General features: G+C 63.1%; 14 protein-coding genes. 5 read left to right on the plus strand and 9 right to left on the minus strand.

The window, feature by feature from the left end; all coding sequences use genetic code 11:
- Nucleotides 1–370 precede the first annotated feature (370 nt).
- Both AC6I21_RS08330 and AC6I21_RS08335 read left to right on the plus strand, forming a co-directional pair.
- Nucleotides 371–706 (plus strand): DUF3021 family protein, encoded by a 336-nt coding sequence (locus AC6I21_RS08330; protein WP_497762171.1) that lies wholly within the window; start codon nucleotides 371–373, stop codon nucleotides 704–706.
- 510 nt (nucleotides 707–1,216) lie between these two features.
- Nucleotides 1,217–1,564, plus strand: coding sequence for a hypothetical protein (locus AC6I21_RS08335; protein ID WP_497762172.1), 348 nt, complete (start codon nucleotides 1,217–1,219; stop codon nucleotides 1,562–1,564).
- 2 nt (nucleotides 1,565–1,566) lie between these two features.
- Here AC6I21_RS08335 and AC6I21_RS08340 read toward each other — a convergent pair whose 3' ends face one another.
- A complete protein-coding gene (locus AC6I21_RS08340) occupies nucleotides 1,567–1,938 on the minus strand; it encodes a sulfate permease (RefSeq protein WP_497762173.1) in 372 nt (123 codons plus the stop codon).
- 201 nt (nucleotides 1,939–2,139) lie between these two features.
- Between AC6I21_RS08340 and AC6I21_RS08345 the strand changes: the two genes are divergently transcribed.
- Complete coding sequence (locus AC6I21_RS08345; protein ID WP_497762174.1) at nucleotides 2,140–3,138, plus strand: DNA-processing protein DprA; 999 nt, start codon at nucleotides 2,140–2,142, stop codon at nucleotides 3,136–3,138.
- Nucleotides 3,139–3,172: 34 nt separating this feature from the next.
- On the opposite strand, the gene AC6I21_RS08350 is transcribed toward AC6I21_RS08345, so the two are convergent.
- Nucleotides 3,173–5,761, minus strand: a complete 2,589-nt coding sequence (locus tag AC6I21_RS08350) for an AAA family ATPase (protein WP_497762175.1) — start codon at nucleotides 5,759–5,761, stop codon at nucleotides 3,173–3,175.
- A gap of 145 nt (nucleotides 5,762–5,906) precedes the next feature.
- Entirely contained in the window at nucleotides 5,907–9,518 is a 3,612-nt protein-coding gene (gene mobF / locus AC6I21_RS08355) for a MobF family relaxase (protein WP_497763412.1), read from the minus strand.
- Between the two features lie 215 nt (nucleotides 9,519–9,733).
- Here mobF and AC6I21_RS08360 point away from each other — a divergent pair, with 215 nt between their 5' ends.
- On the plus strand, nucleotides 9,734–10,111 hold the full coding sequence (locus AC6I21_RS08360; RefSeq protein ID WP_497762176.1) for a DNA cytosine methyltransferase: 378 nt from the start codon (nucleotides 9,734–9,736) through the stop codon (nucleotides 10,109–10,111).
- A gap of 79 nt (nucleotides 10,112–10,190) precedes the next feature.
- On the plus strand, nucleotides 10,191–10,685 hold the full coding sequence (locus tag AC6I21_RS08365; protein ID WP_497762177.1) for a hypothetical protein: 495 nt from the start codon (nucleotides 10,191–10,193) through the stop codon (nucleotides 10,683–10,685).
- A 180-nt stretch (nucleotides 10,686–10,865) separates the two neighbouring features.
- Here the strand turns inward: AC6I21_RS08365 and AC6I21_RS08370 are convergent, their stop codons facing one another.
- The 6 genes from AC6I21_RS08370 to AC6I21_RS08395 form a co-directional block, all read right to left on the minus strand.
- Nucleotides 10,866–12,644 carry a DUF262 domain-containing protein gene (locus AC6I21_RS08370; protein ID WP_497762178.1) on the minus strand — a complete coding sequence of 593 codons (1,779 nt, stop codon included), beginning with the start codon at nucleotides 12,642–12,644 and terminating at the stop codon, nucleotides 10,866–10,868.
- A gap of 30 nt (nucleotides 12,645–12,674) precedes the next feature.
- The gene (locus AC6I21_RS08375) at nucleotides 12,675–15,137 is read right to left on the minus strand and encodes a DEAD/DEAH box helicase (RefSeq protein ID WP_497763413.1); all 2,463 of its coding nucleotides are present in this window, start codon (nucleotides 15,135–15,137) and stop codon (nucleotides 12,675–12,677) included.
- A gap of 91 nt (nucleotides 15,138–15,228) precedes the next feature.
- On the minus strand, nucleotides 15,229–15,525 hold the full coding sequence (locus tag AC6I21_RS08380; protein ID WP_413454939.1) for a hypothetical protein: 297 nt from the start codon (nucleotides 15,523–15,525) through the stop codon (nucleotides 15,229–15,231).
- A complete protein-coding gene (locus AC6I21_RS08385; protein WP_497762179.1) occupies nucleotides 15,522–17,150 on the minus strand; it encodes an Eco57I restriction-modification methylase domain-containing protein in 1,629 nt (542 codons plus the stop codon). Before AC6I21_RS08385 ends, AC6I21_RS08380 begins: the two co-directional genes overlap by 4 nt.
- A complete protein-coding gene (locus AC6I21_RS08390) occupies nucleotides 17,147–17,791 on the minus strand; it encodes an N-6 DNA methylase (RefSeq protein WP_497762180.1) in 645 nt (214 codons plus the stop codon). Before AC6I21_RS08390 ends, AC6I21_RS08385 begins: the two co-directional genes overlap by 4 nt.
- Entirely contained in the window at nucleotides 17,778–18,047 is a 270-nt protein-coding gene (locus tag AC6I21_RS08395; RefSeq protein WP_497762181.1) for a helix-turn-helix domain-containing protein, read from the minus strand. The genes AC6I21_RS08390 and AC6I21_RS08395 overlap by 14 nt, the downstream gene beginning before the upstream one ends.
- Between the last annotated feature and the right edge of the window lie 215 nt (nucleotides 18,048–18,262).

Here is an 18,262-nt window from a genome sequence, read left to right on the forward strand (position 1 = left end):
CTGACAGGCTCCGAAATCACCAGGCCTCCCCCGGCAAATAATTAGCAGTACATCGTCCACGGGACTAACCGGCACTGATCCGCAGCATCCTTGGTTCGCTCCCACGTGAAGTCATCCTCGAAGGCCTCACAAACTGGGCCCTCGCTCCTCAAGCAGGGTAAGTAGTGGCAGCCGCTTCCCAGCGAATGAGGCGCCAGCCTGCTTTGAGACAAACGCGGCGACCAGGAACACGCTGGGCAATGGGCAACCACGCAAGAAGGGGTGGCCCCTCCAGATCGGCCCGTGCCCACGCTGTAACGACAACGACGTGAGAACCCAAAACGCGTTCCTCACTACCGCCGACCCGCGCAAAGGCGCTAGGGCGAGGAGCGTGAAGCAGGCGACGCCGTTCCTTGTTTCAGGCGCAGTAACAGGCGTGATCATGGTCACCCTTGCGTTCTTCATCGAGGATGCCGGACAGTCGAAAGGCACCTTGTTTGCGGGACTGATCGCAGCGGCGACCATTGCTGCGATGCCCATCTATGACATCAATTCATGGCCGCTCGCGAAACGATCGCTCGTGCATTTCCTTGCGATGCTCGTGACCGTGTTGCCGTTGCTTCTATTCAGCGCATGGTTCAGCGTACCGCTAGCTTTCGGCGTGTTCCTGCTATTGGCATCGCCGGATGAACAATCGGATATCTTGTCAACCGGATTCAGGAACTGAAGCGGTCCTAAAACTTGAACAGCCGACAGTGCACGGAACGAAGCTTCGAGGTGACGTGCTGAATGGTTCAATCCAAGAAAACTGCCAGGGACTAACAAACCTCGGCTTGACGCGCGAATGAGCGGCTTTCGTCGTTTAGCCGAAACCCCGTCATCGCCAGAGCCCTCAGGCAAGGCATCGCACAGCTACCCGCTTCTCTCAGCATGAGCCCGACCTAGACCCGTGGAGATCGCTTCCTGCGAGGTACTGGGCCAGAGTGCGTTGAGAACATAGGCAACTTCGCTGCCGCTTCTGCTATTCCTAGCGATATACCTGGGCACAAAAAGAAGATGACGCCGGAAACCCGACGCCATCTCTTATTCGGTGGACCTCCGTAGAGAGTTTGAGAACCCCTGCCCACACCTGAAAACCTTGTCTTTGCGCAGGTCACGGAGCTTCTACGACCACGACCGACGCCCCTCGGCACCTACCGTTTCCGACTCAAGGGGGCGAGTGGTGCGAACACTTGGGATGGCTCAAACCCTCCTTCGCCCCGAACAAGTCGACGATCTGGTGGCTCAGTACCGCGAGGGCGCAACGCTCGTCGAGCTGGGATCCATCTTCGGAGTGAACCGCCGGACGGTGGCCATGCACCTCAGCCGGCGTGAGGTGGCGATCCGTCGTGGTCGGTTCGATCCCTCCCGCATCCACGAAGCAGCCGACCTCTACCTCAGCGGGTTGACGCTGGTAGAGGTCGGCGTGAAGGTTGGGGCGGGGCCTCAGGCTGTCCGGAAAGCACTCGCTTCCCATGGTGTCGTGATCCGGCCTGGCGGAGGGCGTCGTTCGCGAATCACGGCATCCGCTGCCGTCGGCGGTTGAGCCTAGGAATGAAGGAATGGCACACGCCTGTCTGCTTCGGCGACCGCCTCGCAGCTCTGGTGCCGACGGATCACGGCCTCGCGCAGGCGCGCACGAGTGAGTAGAACGACGCTCACGGGTCCCATGATGATGAACTTCAGTGCGCTCCAGCAGGCCCACAGCACGATGAGGTGGAGCCAGCCAGGACCGCCGTCTGCTGCCGCGCCAGAGCAGACGCTGGCGATCAGGAAGTATGGAAGTGCGATCAGCATCGCGGGTGTCCCCCACTTGAGTCCGCGACGGGTGCGGATGGCAGCGAGCAGTCGGTTGCTCGGCATGTAGCGGTGCAAGTAGTCGCGGGTGCGAACGCTGAGCGTCCAGATAAGGCGGAACATGGCGGACCTCTCGTCACACGTGTTACTCCCTCGAGGAGGCAGAACGTGTGTCAGTGCCCGAAGGCCGTCCCGGAGGACCCGCAATATGAGGAGAACCTGCCTCACCATCCACTGTACGCCGGGGTTGGCGTTCACGAAACCCTCACCCCCGGCTCCCGCGTCGCAGCGCGCACCTTTCTGTAGAAGCTAGAGGAGCCGACGATGACGATCTTGAGCCAGGTAGTCCAGGACGAGCGCACGGCGCGGATGGCGCTTTCGATGCTCGTTGAACCGGACGATGCCGTGACGGGTCGCCTCTTGGGCGAGTTCGGTGCGATTGACCTGTTTCGGCTCGCCGAGGGTGAAGGCGCGGTGCCGGGGTTCAGTACCGTTGACACTCAGGTGTGGCGTGCCCAGTTCCAGCGCTCAGATGCTCGGACACTTGAGCAGAACATCGTCGGAGCAGGGCGCGCCGGTATCAGCACGCTGATTCCCGGCGACAAAGAATGGCCTTCCGCGCTCGACGATCTTGGCGACCGGCAATCGTACATCCTCTGGACTCGTGGCTCCGCATCATTCCTCGCGCGATCGCTCAACGATCTCGTCACGATCACCGGCGCGAGGGCCTCGACCTCCTACGGCGAGCATGTGGCCGGGCAGCTTGCCTCCGACCTCGCCAGCGCTGAGCGGATCATCGTGGCCGGCGGTGCATACGGCGTCGAAGGCGCTGCCCACCGAGCGGCCCTCGCTTCAGGCGGCGACACGATCGCTGTCATGGCGAACGGCGTGGACCGCATGTACCCGATGGGTCACCGTGAACTGCTTGAGCGGGTGGCAGGCCTCGGCCTTCTTGTCAGTGAGGTTCCACCGGGCGCGGTGCCGACGCACCATCGTTTCATTGCTCGGACGCGGCTCCTGGCTGCGCTCGCCGCGTCGACCGTCGTTGTCGAAGCTGGCGCTCGATCTGGATCGATGACCGTCGCCCGGCATGCGCACGAACTCGGGCGTGCAGTCGGAGCTGTTCCCGGCCCGGTGACCAGTGCGACGAGCACCGGGCCACACCAACTCCTGCGAGATGGCGCTTCACTGGTCACGGATGTCACGGACCTTCTCTCTCCACGAGGACATAACAGCGCAAGCGCGATCCGGGCTTCTGCGGCATCCCGCGGTACAGGGCGACGCTCAGTAGCCACGAAGTCGATGAGTACCCGCGACCTGTAGCCGCCTGCGAGCCGCTTCGACGCCGATCCGGCGTTCAGGTGGAGATGTATGCCGAGCGCGCTGCTTTCGCCTTCTCCCAGTCTTCCTGCACTTCGCTCACAGTCGGCTTGGTGCTCATGTACTCGGCAGCGTGAGAGTGTCCGGTCATCCGTTCGCAAGCACGATCGAAGAGGGGATCAATGACTGCAATGGCAGCGTCGAGCCGAGAGCTGTCGATCTTCGACAGGCGGGTCATCATGATGTTCTTGCGATATCGCTGTGTGACGTTCTGCAAGAGTTCCTGCTCAACGAATGCTTCGCACCAGGCGCGAATGAGGTCGTAGGTCTCTTTGATGAGTGCATCCTGGACCACGGGCTCCGCGCTGGTCATCTCTTGAAGTTTGACGTTGATCCGCTTGGCTAGATCGGCCGGCGTATCGAGTCTCGGCTCGACGTCGGCAGCCAGAATTCCCTTGACCTCTCCACCGTCGCGCACCTCGTATATTTTCGTCCTGAGCTTCTTGTTCTGCCTGGCTGCCATCAGCGCTGACGCGAACATAATGTTGTGGGTCAAAACAACGACCTGATGTGTCTCGGCGAGATTCTGGATGCGTGCAGCAACCTCATCAAGTCTGCGGTAGTCGAGACTTGTCACCGGGTCATCGAAGATCAGAGGTGCTTTGGTCCCTCGCATCCGACTCTCGGCAAGAAAGTCGGCCAGCGCCAGAACTTTCTGCTCACCTTCCGAGAGCACCGCAGAGGGCTTGTATGAGGCGACCGCTTTCTTGCGTTGCGCCTGCCCGCTGCGCCCTTGAAACCGAAGTGCGACTTGAGGCGCTCGGAGGCGCGCGCACTCCTCGGCGAACAGCGTCTCGAAGTTCTTGTTCACGAGGTCTTCGCTGGCGAGTTTGGACTGGACCGTGAGCTGCTTCGACGCGCCGCTTGAAATGACCCGTGAGAGCTTTTCGAGCTGTTGCGCTCTTCGCGCGCGTCGGACATACTCGCGGGCTGCGGCGATGTTCCGGTTCAACTCAATGCGTGCAGCGAGCTCTGAAAGTTCCTTCTGCTTTCCGGTGAGCGCGGTTGTCGCATTCGCTTTGTCCTCCGACATCTGCTGGATCGCTGCCCGTGCAGTCGCCAGTTCGGCTGCGACCGTCGAGGCTACTGTTTCTACGCTCTCTCGGAGGGTGCCTGCGGTCACGGGCGTCCCATTCGCAGTGTCCTGCGCGGCGGCCCGAGCCGTAGCGAGCACCTCACATGCTTGAGTGGCCCATGCCGGAGGGTCTTCACCATCCCGCTGTTCTGTGGCGAACTCATTCGCGCGGGTGAGCTCGGCTTCGTCGAACCTGAGGCTGGAGTTGCGCACCTCGGTGTTCGCGTCCTCGACCTGACGGACAAGCGTTTCATCGAGGAACGTGCGATATCGAGTCAGCAGATTCAAGGCCGTCGGGCTGAGCTCCTGCATGCAGTAGAGGCACTTGTCCCCGGCAGTTGGATAGTGCTCGCGGCCAAGGTGTTGGCGGTATGAGTCTCCGGCAACGATGAACTCCTGCCATTCCCCATCTGCTGGGCCTGGCAACTCATCCTGACTGAAGAGTTGCTCTCGCGCTTCTGTCCTTCGACCTTCAGCCTCCTGGAGTTTCACCCGAGCCTTCTCGTAGACGACCGCATCGAAGTTCATCGCCGTTGTAAGCACGCCGTGCAGCCGATTGAGGTGACGTCCCGTCTCCTGTGTGTTGGAAAGAATTGCGTCGAGCGAGTTGGAGCGCAATGCCGCGATCTCACCTTCGAGACGCTCGCGGTTGGCTTCGGCACCGTCCGGCAGCGTTGCCAGTGCGTCAAGCTCCGCGAGGTCCGTGGTAGCACCCAGGGTCTCGATCACGGGATAGACCTTCGTACCTCGCGTGAACCTCGACAACAGCGGGTTACTCCCCGGCGCCAAGGCCTTGACCTCGGTGGCGATCCGCTGCTGAATACCTTGCAGCCCGGCAGCGACGTGACCAAACAGTGCCAGTTCGGCCGGCGTGTAGACGTAACCCAGATCGCTGTCAACGTGCAACGAGACTGCGCTCGCGTCGAAGACGCTGATGCGGGTGAATGGCGCAAGGCCGGATTCGTCCTTCCACATCACCGAGGAGTCCGTGCCAGATAGTCGGTACTGGATGGTGGCACTGGGCGACGGCGGGCTGTCGAGATAGGCGGTGTGCGCGTTCGGCAGGATGTCCTCAGCGGTGCGAACCGCCGAGATGCGCTTCAGTATTCGTGCATACCCCGTCTTCCCCGATCCGTTCTGCCCAAAGAGCACGGTCAGTTCCGGGTCGAAGCCAAGTTCTTGGTCAGCGGCGAGCGCATTGACACCTTCGATATTCGTCAGACTGACGAGTTCAAGAGTCTCCTCTTCCGCCGCATCCGTGGCGACGAGTTCAAGCTTCGAAACTTCCGGGGCCTCCCCGTCGCCAAGCCCCTTTTCCGCAAGGAAGGTAGTGTAGGCGGCGTCCAGCAGAGCATCGCTCGGCGCCTGTCGAGAGAGGATCGTCTCGGCAGTGATCTGACGCACCCATGCGTCCTGCCCGTTCGCCCAATCCACGAGCAAGCGTCGGGGCGTCGCGTCTCCCAAGTTGACCGAGACCTCTTCAGCGGCCACGTCTGCCTCCGTCCTGGCGAACGGTGTCAGGAAATACGTGTCGCCGATCCAGCTCGAACTGTCATGGTGCTTTCCATCATGCCCGAGGAGTCGGGGTCGGGGCTGGACGACACAGCGGCTGCAGCGCTCCGAATCTCGTTCTGGCTCACAGCGACGGCCCGGTGCGCTGGGTCCCAGAGTGTCGGGAGTGTTCTTGATCTTGTTCGACGCGAGCGAGGTTCAGCGTTCTGTCTAGGGCTGTACGCGCCCGCGCCGCGTCGATCCTCTGCGCGGCAGACTCTGGCGCGGTGCCGAGGGGTGTGTCCTCGGTGAGGCGGTAGCGGTCTCGGTAGGCGGCGACAACCCGGGCAGCCTTGCGCCAGGCCGCGGCCCGTCGTCGGTCGTTCGGCTGCGCTCCAAGAGCTTCCGTCCACGGTGCGCTCTCCGTCAGCGCAGCTTCGAGTGCGGCGTCGGCGCGCGCCTCGATCAGTTCCTCTCGCTCGTCGAGAGCCGCTCGCATCTCGGCGTCGATGACTCCGCGCGCCGATGGGATGAGGCCGACGATGAGCCGCGATGGCTTGCGAGCCCTTCCTGATCCTGCCGGACGCGCGGTCGCCCGCTCGACCCGGTAGTGGAGGACGGCGGCGATGTCGTCCGCGGCACCAAACCCGCGCGCGGCCACAAGGCGCGGCAGCAACACATCGACGTTGTGATGATTGGCCTCGGCGCGTCGGAGTTCAGCCGCGAGCGGGCCGAACGCCTCAGACCCGACGGCGCTCTCGGCTTGTGCGTCGGTGAGCCCGGAGCTGCGGACGAGGGTTGCCCAGCGATCGTGCTGGGCCACCGCGGCGATGGTCTCGTACTCGGCAGCGAGCTGCACGATCGAGCCCCACTGCTCCTGCTCAGCCACGATGGTCTCGTGCGCCGAGAGTTCGGCGCCGCTGTGCTGCAAAACGCCGTAGAGCACGCTTCGCACTGTGGCATGCGGGTCGTCGCCGGGGTGCGGCTGGGCGTGGCCGTCGGCGCGGTCGAAAGTCACATAAGCGCGGGTTGCGTGCCGTCCCCGGGTCATCGCGACGTAGAAGGTCTCCCTCGTCGAAGTCGGCTCGACCACAACGTGCGCGGTGTCGGTCGTGATGCCTTGGGCACGGTAGGCAGTGACTGCATAGCCGAGATCGACATGCTCAGCCACATACGAGGCCGGAATCACGATGGTGCCACCGAACCTGCGCCCACGCTTCCGAGCCTTGATGGTTCCGTCTTCCCTGACCGCGGTGCCGGTCCCGTAGTCGTGTGCGATGGTGACGGTCCCGTCGTCACCGACGGCGGTGACAGTCCAGATGTCGCCGTTGCGCACCCAGTCCCGCCCCGTCAGGGTGCGGAGTTTCCGGTTGTTGAGCCGCGTGATGATGGTGTCGCCGACGCCTGCGGCGGTGCCGTCGCGCAGCTCGACCTCGCGATCGGGGTTCAGCGTCCTGTTGAGGATCAGGTCGGCACGGGCGCGTCCGTTCGGCGTGGTCACGTCTTCGTGGGTTTCGGCGATCAGCACCGAGATGAGTCCGGCGTCGCGGTCGGCGCGCCAGGCGTTGTAAGCGGCATCGGTCATGGCCTCGGCGTCGCCGTCGGTAATGCGCTCGCGGATGCGGTAGGTGTCGATAGCCGCCGTGCGTCCGTGGCGTAGTTCGAGTGAGGCGGTCTTTTCCCAGGAGTGGGTGAAGCGGTGGACGTCGACCAGTTCGGGGGTGTCGGCCCGGTCTCTGGCGATCATCGCGAACGCACCGCCCGCATCCACGGATTGCAGTTGGGCGTAGTCGCCATCGAGCAGCACCTTCGCGCCCGCGTCCTGGGCGAGGTGGGTGAGGCGGTCCAGTGACAGGGTGCCAGCGAGGGAGGCTTCGTCGATGACGACGAGCTGGCCCGCCTCGAACGTCGTGCCGTGGAGAAGGTGGTTCTGCCACCACTTCGCCGTGTTCTCCGTCGCGATACCGAGATCATCGGCGAGGACTTGGGCTGCGATCGCTGACGGTGCAAGCCCGACAACGGAACCGGTGCCGTGCTCGGCTTCCCAGGCGCGGCGGAGGGCGTACATGGCGGTGGTCTTCCCAGCCCCGGCGGGACCGACCAGTACATCGAGGGCGCGTCCCGAGACTGCGATGCGGGTCAAAGCGTCGGCCTGGTCGTCGCCGAGCATCCGGCCATCCGCGTCGGGACTGCGCGTGATCTTCTCGACCGTCGCGAGCTGTACCGTCGGACCGGCCAGGTTCGCTGCTCGTTCAAGGAGTCTGTCCTCGGCCGCGAGCTGGGACTCGGAAGTGAACACCGTTGAGCTCTTCGGCCGGAACACCGAGGTGCCATCGGGCCGACGGAACACAACCGGCGAAGCGGAGAGTTCAGGCGGCGTCAAACGAAGCGAGACGAGCTCGGCGGCGTCGGCGACCATCGCGACGACGGCTTCCCGGTCCTGCATAGTGGCGAACCGCCAGCCCATCGTCTGCCGGGACGCCTCGGCCATGAGATTCCACCGTCGCCAGGTCGAACGCTTCTCACCGACCACCTCGACGACCGACCCAGCCAGCTCGCCGATCACGTCAAGCGGCACGTCGTCGGCACGCAGCAGGAGCGGTCTATCATTGTCGGTCACCTCGCGCGCCCAGGTCGTCGCATCCCGCCCCAGCAACTTCGTGGCGCGCTCCCGCCATTCGGCGGTCAGTTCAGCCAAGGATCGGACCTGCTTCTCAGGCCGGGTAGCAAGCGTTGCTTGGGCTCGGAGTTTCATGATCGATGCTGGTGTCGGGCGTCGTCCGTGCAATGCGACGTACTCGGCGATGAGGTGATCGGTCTCAGCATCGATGTGACGGGCGCGGGTCGAGAACTCGGCGATCAGTTCCTCGGGCACCCCAGTGATTGCCCCTGCCGGGTTTCGGTAGCGACCCATCTCTCGGGCCTCCCAGGAGACGCCGAAGGTGCGCGTCATGTGGTCGGCAAACACGGCTTCGTGTAGTTCGGACAGGGCGACGACGGCGGCGTGCATCGGCCTGCCATCGAGTGATCGCCATTTGCCGTCGAGGACGGTCTTGGCCTTGTTGCTGATGACCACGTGCGTGTGGAGGTGGGGGTCGCCGGCGCGGGAGTCGAAGTGATCGAAGGCGGTCGCGATGAGCCCGGTGACATCAACTTGGGCAACCGCGCCGTCCCCGGCGGTTGCGCCCGTCCGCGTTGCTGCAACCTCGCGTTCCATGAACGCAACCACCTCCGCAACCGCACGATGATGCGCTTCCCCGATGAGTGCCTGAACCTCGGCATCGGCGACTGCCCACACCACTGATGCGGACTTCGGGATGGAGAAGGTGAAGTCGAAGCCTGCCACCGCTCGTCGGGTACTCCGGGCAGTCTCCTCGGCAACGATCTGCGCGACCGCCTCTCCCTTGGCCCCAGGTGTCATGGTCGGCTCGAGTTCGGCGATCCGCGCTTCGATCCGCTCCTCCTGGCTCTTGTGTGCCGGGAACGCCAGACCGAGGTTGTCTCCGGTGATCGGATCGCAACCCGTGCCCATCAGGAGATGGAGTTGGTCTTCAGATACTCGGTCGCCCACCTGAATCTCGCCCTTCCCGAGGGCCGCTACGCCCGCGCCGAGCCAGCGACCAGGCGGGGTGCCTTCCTCCATGTAATAGCGCGTGAGCGGCGTCGAGAGCGGCCGGTCTCCGTCGGCTGCCGCGACGGTCTTGAGCAGGTACTTGTAGCCATCACCCGCCGACATCACGCGCATCGAAACCGTCATGTTCACCTCCGCTCCTGGCGAGCAGGTGAGCACCCGTACCCGGTGACTTCTACCTCGACCTGCAAGAGGCGTGTGACCTCGGACGGCGGTCGGAGCGGAGGCCGGAGGTGGAGGCATCGGGCGGCGACAAGCGAGAGCTCGGTTGAGCAGCGGGCGCGTGCTGGAGCCGTGCACCTGACAGGTGACCAGCTCTGCATCAGCTTCGTGATGAGGCGATGCAGGGGACGACCGTCACCGGAGCGGACTTCATGCACGACCTCGACGCCAGCGGCGGCTCAGAACTCAGGATCGGGTCGCTGTTCAGCGGCTACGGCGGCCTCGACCTCGCGGTCGAGCACGTCTTCAACGCCAAGACCGTGTGGTTCTCCGAACTCAACGCGCCCGTCGCCCGCGTCTTCGCCCGCCACTGGCCCGACGCACCGAACCTCGGCGACATCACGGCCATCGACTGGAGCCAGGTCGAGCCCGTGGACATCCTCATCGGCGGGTTCCCGTGCCAAGACGCGTCCACCGTCGACAAGCGCGCCGGCCTCGCACCCGGCACGCGCTCGGGGCTCTGGGCGCACATGGCGGCAGCCATCGACGCGCTCTAGCCCGAATGGGTCGTCATCGAGAACGTTCGCGGGCTGCTGTCCTCACCCGCGACGCGGCCACCCGCACAAGGAGACGACCATGACCGACGCAACCCCGGCGATGCAACCCCCAACGGCGCAACCCTTCACGGCGTGGAATCCGACCCGTGGCATCTGGGAGACAACGCAGCTCGACCTCTACGGGCTCTCGGCGCCGTTCTCGGCGATCTGGCCGACCTGCGGCTGGATGCGCGATGGATCGGCCTACCGGCTTCCCTTGTCGGCGCTCCTCACCAACGCTTCCGCATCTTCGCCCTCGCCCGGCGCGCCGTCCCGCACCCCGCTGGCGACGGACTCCTCGCGCGGCGGGGAGACTCGCGATCAGGTGCGAGCGAGGCGAGGGACGATCGCGCTCTCGCACCAGATCATCGACTTCGCACTCCACGGGCCGGCTGGCTCGCCGAGCAGGAGAGCCGAATCGGAGACTCTGTGTTCTCTGATCGACGGACTGTTCAGCGCTGGGGACGTTACGCCGACGCCATCACCCGCTGGGAACACATCACCGGACGATCCGCTGCAGCGCCAGCCCTCTTGAACGACGCCGACGGCCCCCGCCCGGCACCAGCATTCGTCGAATGGCTCATGGGCCTGCCGACTGGATGGGTCACGGACACCGATGAGCTGACGCAGAATCAGCAGATCACCGCGCTTGGCAACGGAGTGCTACCTCTCCAAGCCGTGTCCGCACTGTCGCTGCTCGCCGCGTGAACGTCGGCTACGAGAGAACCGCGTCCTCCGGTGCGCCCGGTGTTGTTCCCAGAGCGGCGAGTAGACGGGTCCGGATTCGCTGCTTGCGCCCCTCGAAGAACGACGTGAAGTCGGCCAGGTCGAGCGGAAGGCCGTCGAGGTCGTTCTCGGCGAGGTAGGTGGCGCGCTTGTCCTCGCTCGGGAAGGCGGTGTCGATCCACTCCGCAGGCAGGCCGTCCTGCTTCTCGATGTTGGCAGTCCCGGCGAGCAACTGGAGGTTCGGCAAGAGGTTCACGGCAGCCAGATAGTCGTCGACGCTGTCGAGCGGGACACCGGCGTCGAGAAGCTTCTTCTTGGTGAACCGTGACTTCGGGAATATGTGATCCTCGTGGAACTTCTTGCTCAGGTCCAGCCCCGGGTATAGCACGGACAGCACTGAGAACGTCCGCTGGCCCGCGTACTTGAGGTTGAGCAGCTCGTCGATCTCGGCGTTGTCGAACGCGAGACTCTTGCCCACGGCCGCCATCGCCTCCTCAACCGCCACAACCGGGAAGCCATTCATCGAGTTGCTCCGGAGGACATCGCGGATGCGGGTGAGGAGCGTGTCGAGCCCCGAACCCCAGATGCCACGCTTGACCAGCGAGCGGGTCACCCACCGTTGGAGGGCGAGCCTGTCGGCAGCGTCGGCGGTGGAGTCGAGGTAAGAGTCGCCTGCACCCCGCAGGTGCAGGTAGTGCGCGACCGGGACGATCACGCTGTTAGCAGTGAGGTTGCGTTCGTTGTACCCGAACTGCTGAAGCAGCGTCGCGGCGCGGAGCAAGGCTCCCTTGATCTGCGGCCAAGCGGCCTCCACCTTGGCCATGTTCCCCTGGGTGAAGTTGGTGACCTTGAACCGCACGTCCACGTCCGCGATCGTCAGCGCGGTCTTCAGCACCACATCCTTGGAGAACGAGAACTGTCGGCCGGCGTTGCTGTTGATCTCCGAGACCAGCGATCGGACCTCCTCCCGCGCATCCAGATCTTGCCACTGGTTCGTCGCCATCGACAGCAGCAGGTCAGAGTAGGAGAGCGTGGTGCCGCCGCTGTTGACGCGGACGAAGATTTCGAGCACCTTGTCGGCGTCCTGATCGGTCACCAGGAAGTAGTTCATCGGCTTGAGAACCCGCACCGCCTCGTACAGGTCGTAGAGCCGCTGGAACGCGTCAGCCGATCCGGCGATACCCCGCTGCTCCAGCTTCCGCATGATCGCAGGGCCAGCGTTGGCGAGATCGAGGACCGCTCCGACCCGGAACCACTTGTCAGCCTCGCCGTCCGCCGCAGAGGCCTCCTGGTCGGTGAGGAACCGGAGGTCGTACTTCGTGCCGAGTTCTTCGTCGTCGGGATCGTCGACGAGATTGAGATAGAGGCGCTTGACGGGGAACGCGTCCGCGCTGTTCCACCACGCGTACTTCTTCTTCTCCGCGAAACTGCCGTACAGCGCGATGTTCAGGGAAGTGAGCCGCTGCTGTCCATCGAGCACCGCCGTCGTACCGCTCCCGGCGGGAACAGTCGCCTTGTCCGCGTAGGGGTTATCGCGCTCGTGGTAGTTCGTCAGGAACTCGTAGAACGTGTACGACTGCGCGGTTTCAGGCTTGACGTCCCAGAGCAGGAAGGACCCGACGGGGTACCCGCGCATGAGGCTATCGACGAGCTTGGTGATCTGATCGGCACCCCAGACGAACTCTCTCTGGATCGCCGGCATCAGGTACTCGCGCTTGTGGATAGCGGTCAGCATCTCCTCGATGCTGCGCGGGGTCTGGAACGACATGTGGATTCTCTCGGTAAGGCTGGCAGGTGGTCAGGCGATGGCGTCGGCATCTACGGCCACCACGGTGTCGTAGAGGCCGTAGCGCCGCAGCCCCTTGTGGGACTCGATCCCGGTGTAGGACAGGGACGAGTCTTCGTAGCGGCGGAAGGCGAAGACAGCCTGGTTCATGTGGGTCGCGTTGAAGACGCCAAGGTTGACGAGGAGGTGGAAGTCCTCGACGGTCAGTCCGGTGACGGTGCGGAACAGGCCGGGCTCGAGTTTGGTGATGACATCCTGGAGCGTGTTCTCGCGGAAGTCGGTCAGGTACATGAACGCTGGGATGCGGGTGGCGAACTTGACCAGCTTCTCCTGAATCTGCTTTCGCTTGGACTTGTACTCCTTCTCCTCCGCTGTGAGCTCCTTTTTCTCCGCCGGGGTGATGTCGTCGCCCTTCTCCTTCCTAGCCTTCTTCACGGCGTCGCTCTTGTTCACGACGGTCTCGAAGATGTCGTTGCCGAGTGCGCGGAAGCCTTCGATGTTCATGACGGCGCTTAGGGCGTCGGGGTTGTTCATGATCTTGCGCAGGGTGTCGTTGTCGACGTTGACGAGGATCGCGGACTCCCACTTGCGGGCCAGGAGGGTTGCGGAGGTGCCCGACATGGCGATGTCGAGGATGCCACCGGCATCGACCTGGGTCATGTTCGACCCGTCGTAGGCCAAGACGGGCAGGAACTTCACGAGCTCCTCGACGGCCTGCTCCGGGTTCGGCGTCTCTGGTGACAGACCGGCACCGTAGTCGGCGATCTGACGTAGCGCCCGGGTCGGCGCGAAGTCGAACACGAAACACACCGGCTTGAGTACGGCCTCGGCGCTCGGGTTGTCTCCGTCGGGATTCTTGATCGACCAAGGTGACTGCACGCGGAACGCTGCCTGGAAGTAGGTCTCGGGCGAGTTGAGGTTGCGCAGCATCAGGATCGAGGACCACTGTTTGACAGTGACGCCTGTAGTGAGCTTGCCGCAGGACAGGGTGATCGTCTTCGTGTCGTGGCCGTCGCCGATCGCCGCCCGTACCGGTGGAAGGGCATCCAGCCCGATGCCCGCGCCGGCACCCGCGACGACGAGGACCTGGTAGTCGTGCCAGAACACGTTCTGCTTCTCCGCGAGCAGGTTCGCCATCGCCTGGCACGCCGCAACGTTGGGCAGGAACCAGAACGAGTGCTGGAGGTACGGCAGGAGCCGGACATCGGAGTACGGGAACGGCGGGCGGGTGCCCATCCGCATCGCGTCAACCTGCGTGGGCAGGTGAGCACCGCGGATGAGATCGAGCCACTTCTGCACGTCGGTCTTGTGCGTGAACTCGGCGTCCTTGCCGATGCCCTTCGCCTCGAAGAACTCGTTGAGGTCGAACTCGTCGAACTCTCCCTGGTTCGCGACGGCGATGAGCTCGTCGGGCATCTGGTAGGTGAACAGGCGCATCTCCGGGAGTGCCCCGTACGGGTTCCAGACGTTCGGGTGCGCGACTGCGTACTCGGCCTTGGCGCGCTGCTCGTCGGTGTAGGTCCAGTTGAAGATTTGCTCCTCGATGAACTCACCTGTGGCCAGTGCTTTGAACGGCGTTCCCGACAGGTACAGGTAGGCGCGGGTGGTGATCGGCAGGAAGTCGTCCTCGTCGTTGCCGAGCTCGTCGAGTTCCTCGTCGAAGGCCACGAGGCCGTCGTTGTACTCGGCGGCCAGTTCCTTCTGCTTGACTTTCTCGTCCTCGCCCTCGAACAGCTCCTTGGCGGACTCTCGCCAGGCACCGAAGTGGTACTCGTCGAAGACGACGAGGTCCCAGTTGGTGGTGTGGACCCACTCGTTCTTCGCTTTGATGAGCCCGGTCTTCCGGTCGCGCCCGAGCAGGTCCTGGAACGAGCCGAAGTAGACCAGCGGTCTCGTCTTGTCGGCATCGTCCGGGCTACCCCCGGTGGCCGAGGAGAGGTACTGCCAACCGTCGAAGTCAGCGTGAGACTCCAGGTCGGTCTGCCAGGCATCTTCCACCGCAGGCTTGAAGGTGACCACGAGGATGCGTCTCGCGCCGAGCCGCTTCGCGAGCTGGTAGGAGGCGAAGGTCTTCCCGAAGCGCATCTTGGCGTTCCACAGGAACCGCGGCACCGCCTGGGAATCCTCGGCCCATATGGACTCGTAGTACCCCTCGGCCTTGTCCACGGCGCTGGCCTGCTCCGGGCGCATCGGGAACGTCTCATGATGGGTGCCACTGAGTTTCACGCCGGTGCGAAGCTCTGTGATCGCTGCGCGCACATCGTCCGGAGTGCAGCGCATCCACTCTCGCGCCGAACCGAAGATCGGGTTCGCGAAGCCCTTGTCGATCAGACGTTGGCGCACATCTGAGTCACGAAAGATGGACCCGTCGTGGCGCTCGGCAAGTTCATCAACGTGCAGCGTGTAGGCTTGCTGCATCTGGCCCTGCGACTCGCGAATGCGCGCATTAACGTCCGTCTTCGTCGTCTGCCCCACCTTCAATAGACCTGCGTATCCGACCGGTGGAGTTTTCGGTGACCACGCGTAAATGCGAAGACGCACTTCGGGCTTTGCAGGGAGCAGACCCTCAACGCCGCGCATCATCACGCAATGGGAGCACCTCGTCGTATAGCTCACCACAGTTGATTCGAGCCTTGAGTCGAGTACCACGCCCCGCCGTCCAGTTGCGTGTAAGGCCTACGGGAACGCCGGATTCGGAATAGAAGTGAATCCGCTTCTCCGGCGCCCAAGCCCCCTGCTCCTGATTCTGTTCATGGTAAAACTCCACGTCTTCAGAATTGATCAGGTACTCAAACGCCTCTTTCTTCTCCGCCTCATTCATGAATCTCACTTGCTGATTCTTGCCGTACACAAGTTTAGTCATTGGCCTGCCTCCTCCATTTCCTTGATGGTCTCGTTGATCAGTGCAACTTGCTCAGCCCTCAACTGATACTCGTGGTAAAGGGCGTCATCTGTCCATACTCGATCCAGTGGAGGGAGCGGGACAAACTCGAACATCGCCCGCGTGATGTTTTGCGTGAGAAGTATCGACGACACAAGGAACCGCGCGAAACGCGTGCGTAAATACGAAACGGCGCTTTCGGCCTCTGATTCAGACTCGAATGGACCTACGATTAAATAGGACTCCGTTGCGACGGACCCCGGAGGCATCACTTCCACACGTGATAGCACGCGCTTCATTCCGTTCTTGTCCGTCTGACCGGCATGCTCGCTCGACGTCTTGGACAACAGCACTTTCCACTTGTCGACCAAATCTTCGCCCCGCGTCACATTATTGCGGTCTGTCCACCCGTCCCCCGAGCTCGAGTAGAGACGCGTGTTCCCAGAGGCCGACGCACGTAGCGAAGCATCGAGCCCGAATGGACGCCTGCTCGACACGATGGTCGAAAACGAATCGCTGCCTAAGGAATTGACATGTTCGACGACCTCGAGCACCCGATTGTCACGGATGAACACGCTATACGCGTCCAACTGCCGCTCCGCGCGCGTTACGCCACCGGACCCGACGGTCTCGACAGAACAGAGACCCTGCCAGCTCCGGTCCCAGAGAAAGTAACACACGCCTCCCGCAACGTCGACGCCACCAAACACGTCCCTGGAATTGGGGAAGTCCACTAGCTTCTTAAGACGTCGGTCACCGAGCATTTCACTTCGAAAACCGTCAAGGCCTTTGCCGCCAGCGAACCAGCGTGATGGGATCACCATGGCCAAGAATCTAGGGTCAAGTGCTTTAGCGCGATCCACAAAGGCGTTATAAATTGGCCGTGCACTTGACCCAGCACCCCCTCCATCGCTGAGCTGGTACGGCGGGTTGCCTATGATGACGTCGAACTGCATGTTGTCTCCGAACAGCTCCGCGATGCGAGCATTGATGTCGTCTGTGTGGATGAAGGCGTAGGCGTGAGTCTCAAGATCGTCACCACGAGCGTAGTCATCCTCGCCCGCCCCGCAATAGATGCACTTGCGGTTGGTATAGACGGCGACTTCCTCGCTGGTCAGTGGATCAGCACGGAACTCGCGCTTCCCGCCACCCCAGGTGTGCTCGGTGCGCTCGAACCAGATATTGCCGTCCTCGGACGTGAACGACTTGCCGATCGAGTGCGGGCCGTTGGCGGACTTCGAGCAGTAGACGCTCCGGCGAGCAAGCAGCGCCGTGAGCTGGGTGATCCCGATGCCAAACACTTGGTGGGTGAGGATGTGATCGACGCGCTCGGTGAGGTCGGGTATAGCCAGGATCAGGCCGTCGGTGAGTCGACGGACGATCTCTCGGAGGAACACGCCGGACTTGGTGAAGGGGTCGAGGAAGGTGACGTCGGGGTTGGCCCAGATGTCGGCGCCGTCGTTGGCGTCTGCCCACGCGGTCGTGAGCGTGTCGAGCATCTGGTTCGCGAACTCTGGCGGCGTGAAGACCTCATCGTTGGAGAGGTTAGCGATGCAGGTCAGGACATCTGGGTTATGCCGTCGGAGGGTGAATGGTGCAAGGGTCACGCGGCGGCCTCCGCGATCTGGCTGACGGTCATCGTCGGGTAAGTCTGCGCGGGGATGAATAGGTCGTCCTCGTCGAGTTCGCCGAACAGGGTCCCCTCGTATGAAGCACGCTGGGTGAGGTCTTCGTAACGAAAGTCGCGCCTCTGGAATTTTCCTTTACCGAGGTAACCCCACTCAGGAAAAGTGATCGGTTGGCCGCTGGGCACGGTCATGGTCAAGGCATCGCCTTGGACAATGTTCACCGCTAGAACCGCGCGTGCTGCTTGCGCCCACCGGTCATCGTTGCTGATGCCCAGAAACAAGTTGAACAACTCGGCAAGGTTGTCGCGGCACTCGTTGGCGTTGTCTACTAAAAGTTCGATACCATAAGTGCACATCAGCGCGAATAGCGCGTAGTGGCGCTTCTCGAACTCGCTTTTGCCGTGGCGAAGCCGGACGGTCGCCAGCTTACGAGCCAGGACCGGGACAAGGAAGTTGCCCGAGCCGCAAGCGGGTTCGAGCACGCGAGAGTCGATCCGCTCAGACTCATGCTTGACGAGATCGAGCATGTCCTCGACCATCCACCCCGGTGTGAACACCTCGCCGTGATCCGCAACGCGTTGCTTGGACTTCACTAAGCGCTGGACTTCACGCAGCGTCATCGCCTCTCCTCCCTGTGCTCTTCGTCATAATCGTAGGAACGACCACCGACATTGGCGTGACATGCTGCGGCGCCTCGTGGTCGCTGGCTGCAGCCCCTCGTCGCACCCAGTCGTCGATCTCGCAGGCTTGGAACTTCCAGTGGCGGCCGACCTTGTGGGCGGGCATGGCCTTCTCGGCGATCCAGGTGTAGACGGTGTCTTTGGTGACCCCAAGGTGGGCGGCGATGTCGTCTGCTGACAGCCACGGCTCAGCCACGTTGGTCCTCCCTCGCTCTGGCCTGTGCAGGCCAACACTAATGATGATACCAGTGGAGGTACGGCTTGAGTTGGGTTTCTGCGGGCGTGGCCGAACGAGTGGGCTGCCGAGGGTGGTCGCTGCGTTCTGCCGATCAGTCCCGGACACGGGCCTTGAGCCAGGTCCACTGTCTCGTGCCACCGGTCGGGGTTGGCGTTCCAGCAGACGGTGTGGCC

The sequence above is a fragment of the Glutamicibacter sp. St.4D3 genome, assembly GCF_059728615.1.

What these genes read in the sequence shown, in the direction of transcription:
- AC6I21_RS08335 (WP_497762172.1), top strand. Translation starts at nt 1,217, where the DNA reads ATGGCTCAAACCCTCCTTCGCCCCGAACAAGTCGACGATCTGGTGGCT.
- AC6I21_RS08340 (WP_497762173.1), bottom strand. Translation starts at nt 1,938, where the DNA reads ATGTTCCGCCTTATCTGGACGCTCAGCGTTCGCACCCGCGACTACTTG.
- AC6I21_RS08345 (WP_497762174.1), top strand. Translation starts at nt 2,140, where the DNA reads ATGACGATCTTGAGCCAGGTAGTCCAGGACGAGCGCACGGCGCGGATG.
- mobF (WP_497763412.1), bottom strand. Translation starts at nt 9,518, where the DNA reads ATGACGGTTTCGATGCGCGTGATGTCGGCGGGTGATGGCTACAAGTAC.
- AC6I21_RS08360 (WP_497762176.1), top strand. Translation starts at nt 9,734, where the DNA reads ATGCAGGGGACGACCGTCACCGGAGCGGACTTCATGCACGACCTCGAC.
- AC6I21_RS08365 (WP_497762177.1), top strand. Translation starts at nt 10,191, where the DNA reads ATGACCGACGCAACCCCGGCGATGCAACCCCCAACGGCGCAACCCTTC.
- AC6I21_RS08370 (WP_497762178.1), bottom strand. Translation starts at nt 12,644, where the DNA reads ATGTCGTTCCAGACCCCGCGCAGCATCGAGGAGATGCTGACCGCTATC.
- AC6I21_RS08380 (WP_413454939.1), bottom strand. Translation starts at nt 15,525, where the DNA reads ATGACTAAACTTGTGTACGGCAAGAATCAGCAAGTGAGATTCATGAAT.
- AC6I21_RS08390 (WP_497762180.1), bottom strand. Translation starts at nt 17,791, where the DNA reads ATGACGCTGCGTGAAGTCCAGCGCTTAGTGAAGTCCAAGCAACGCGTT.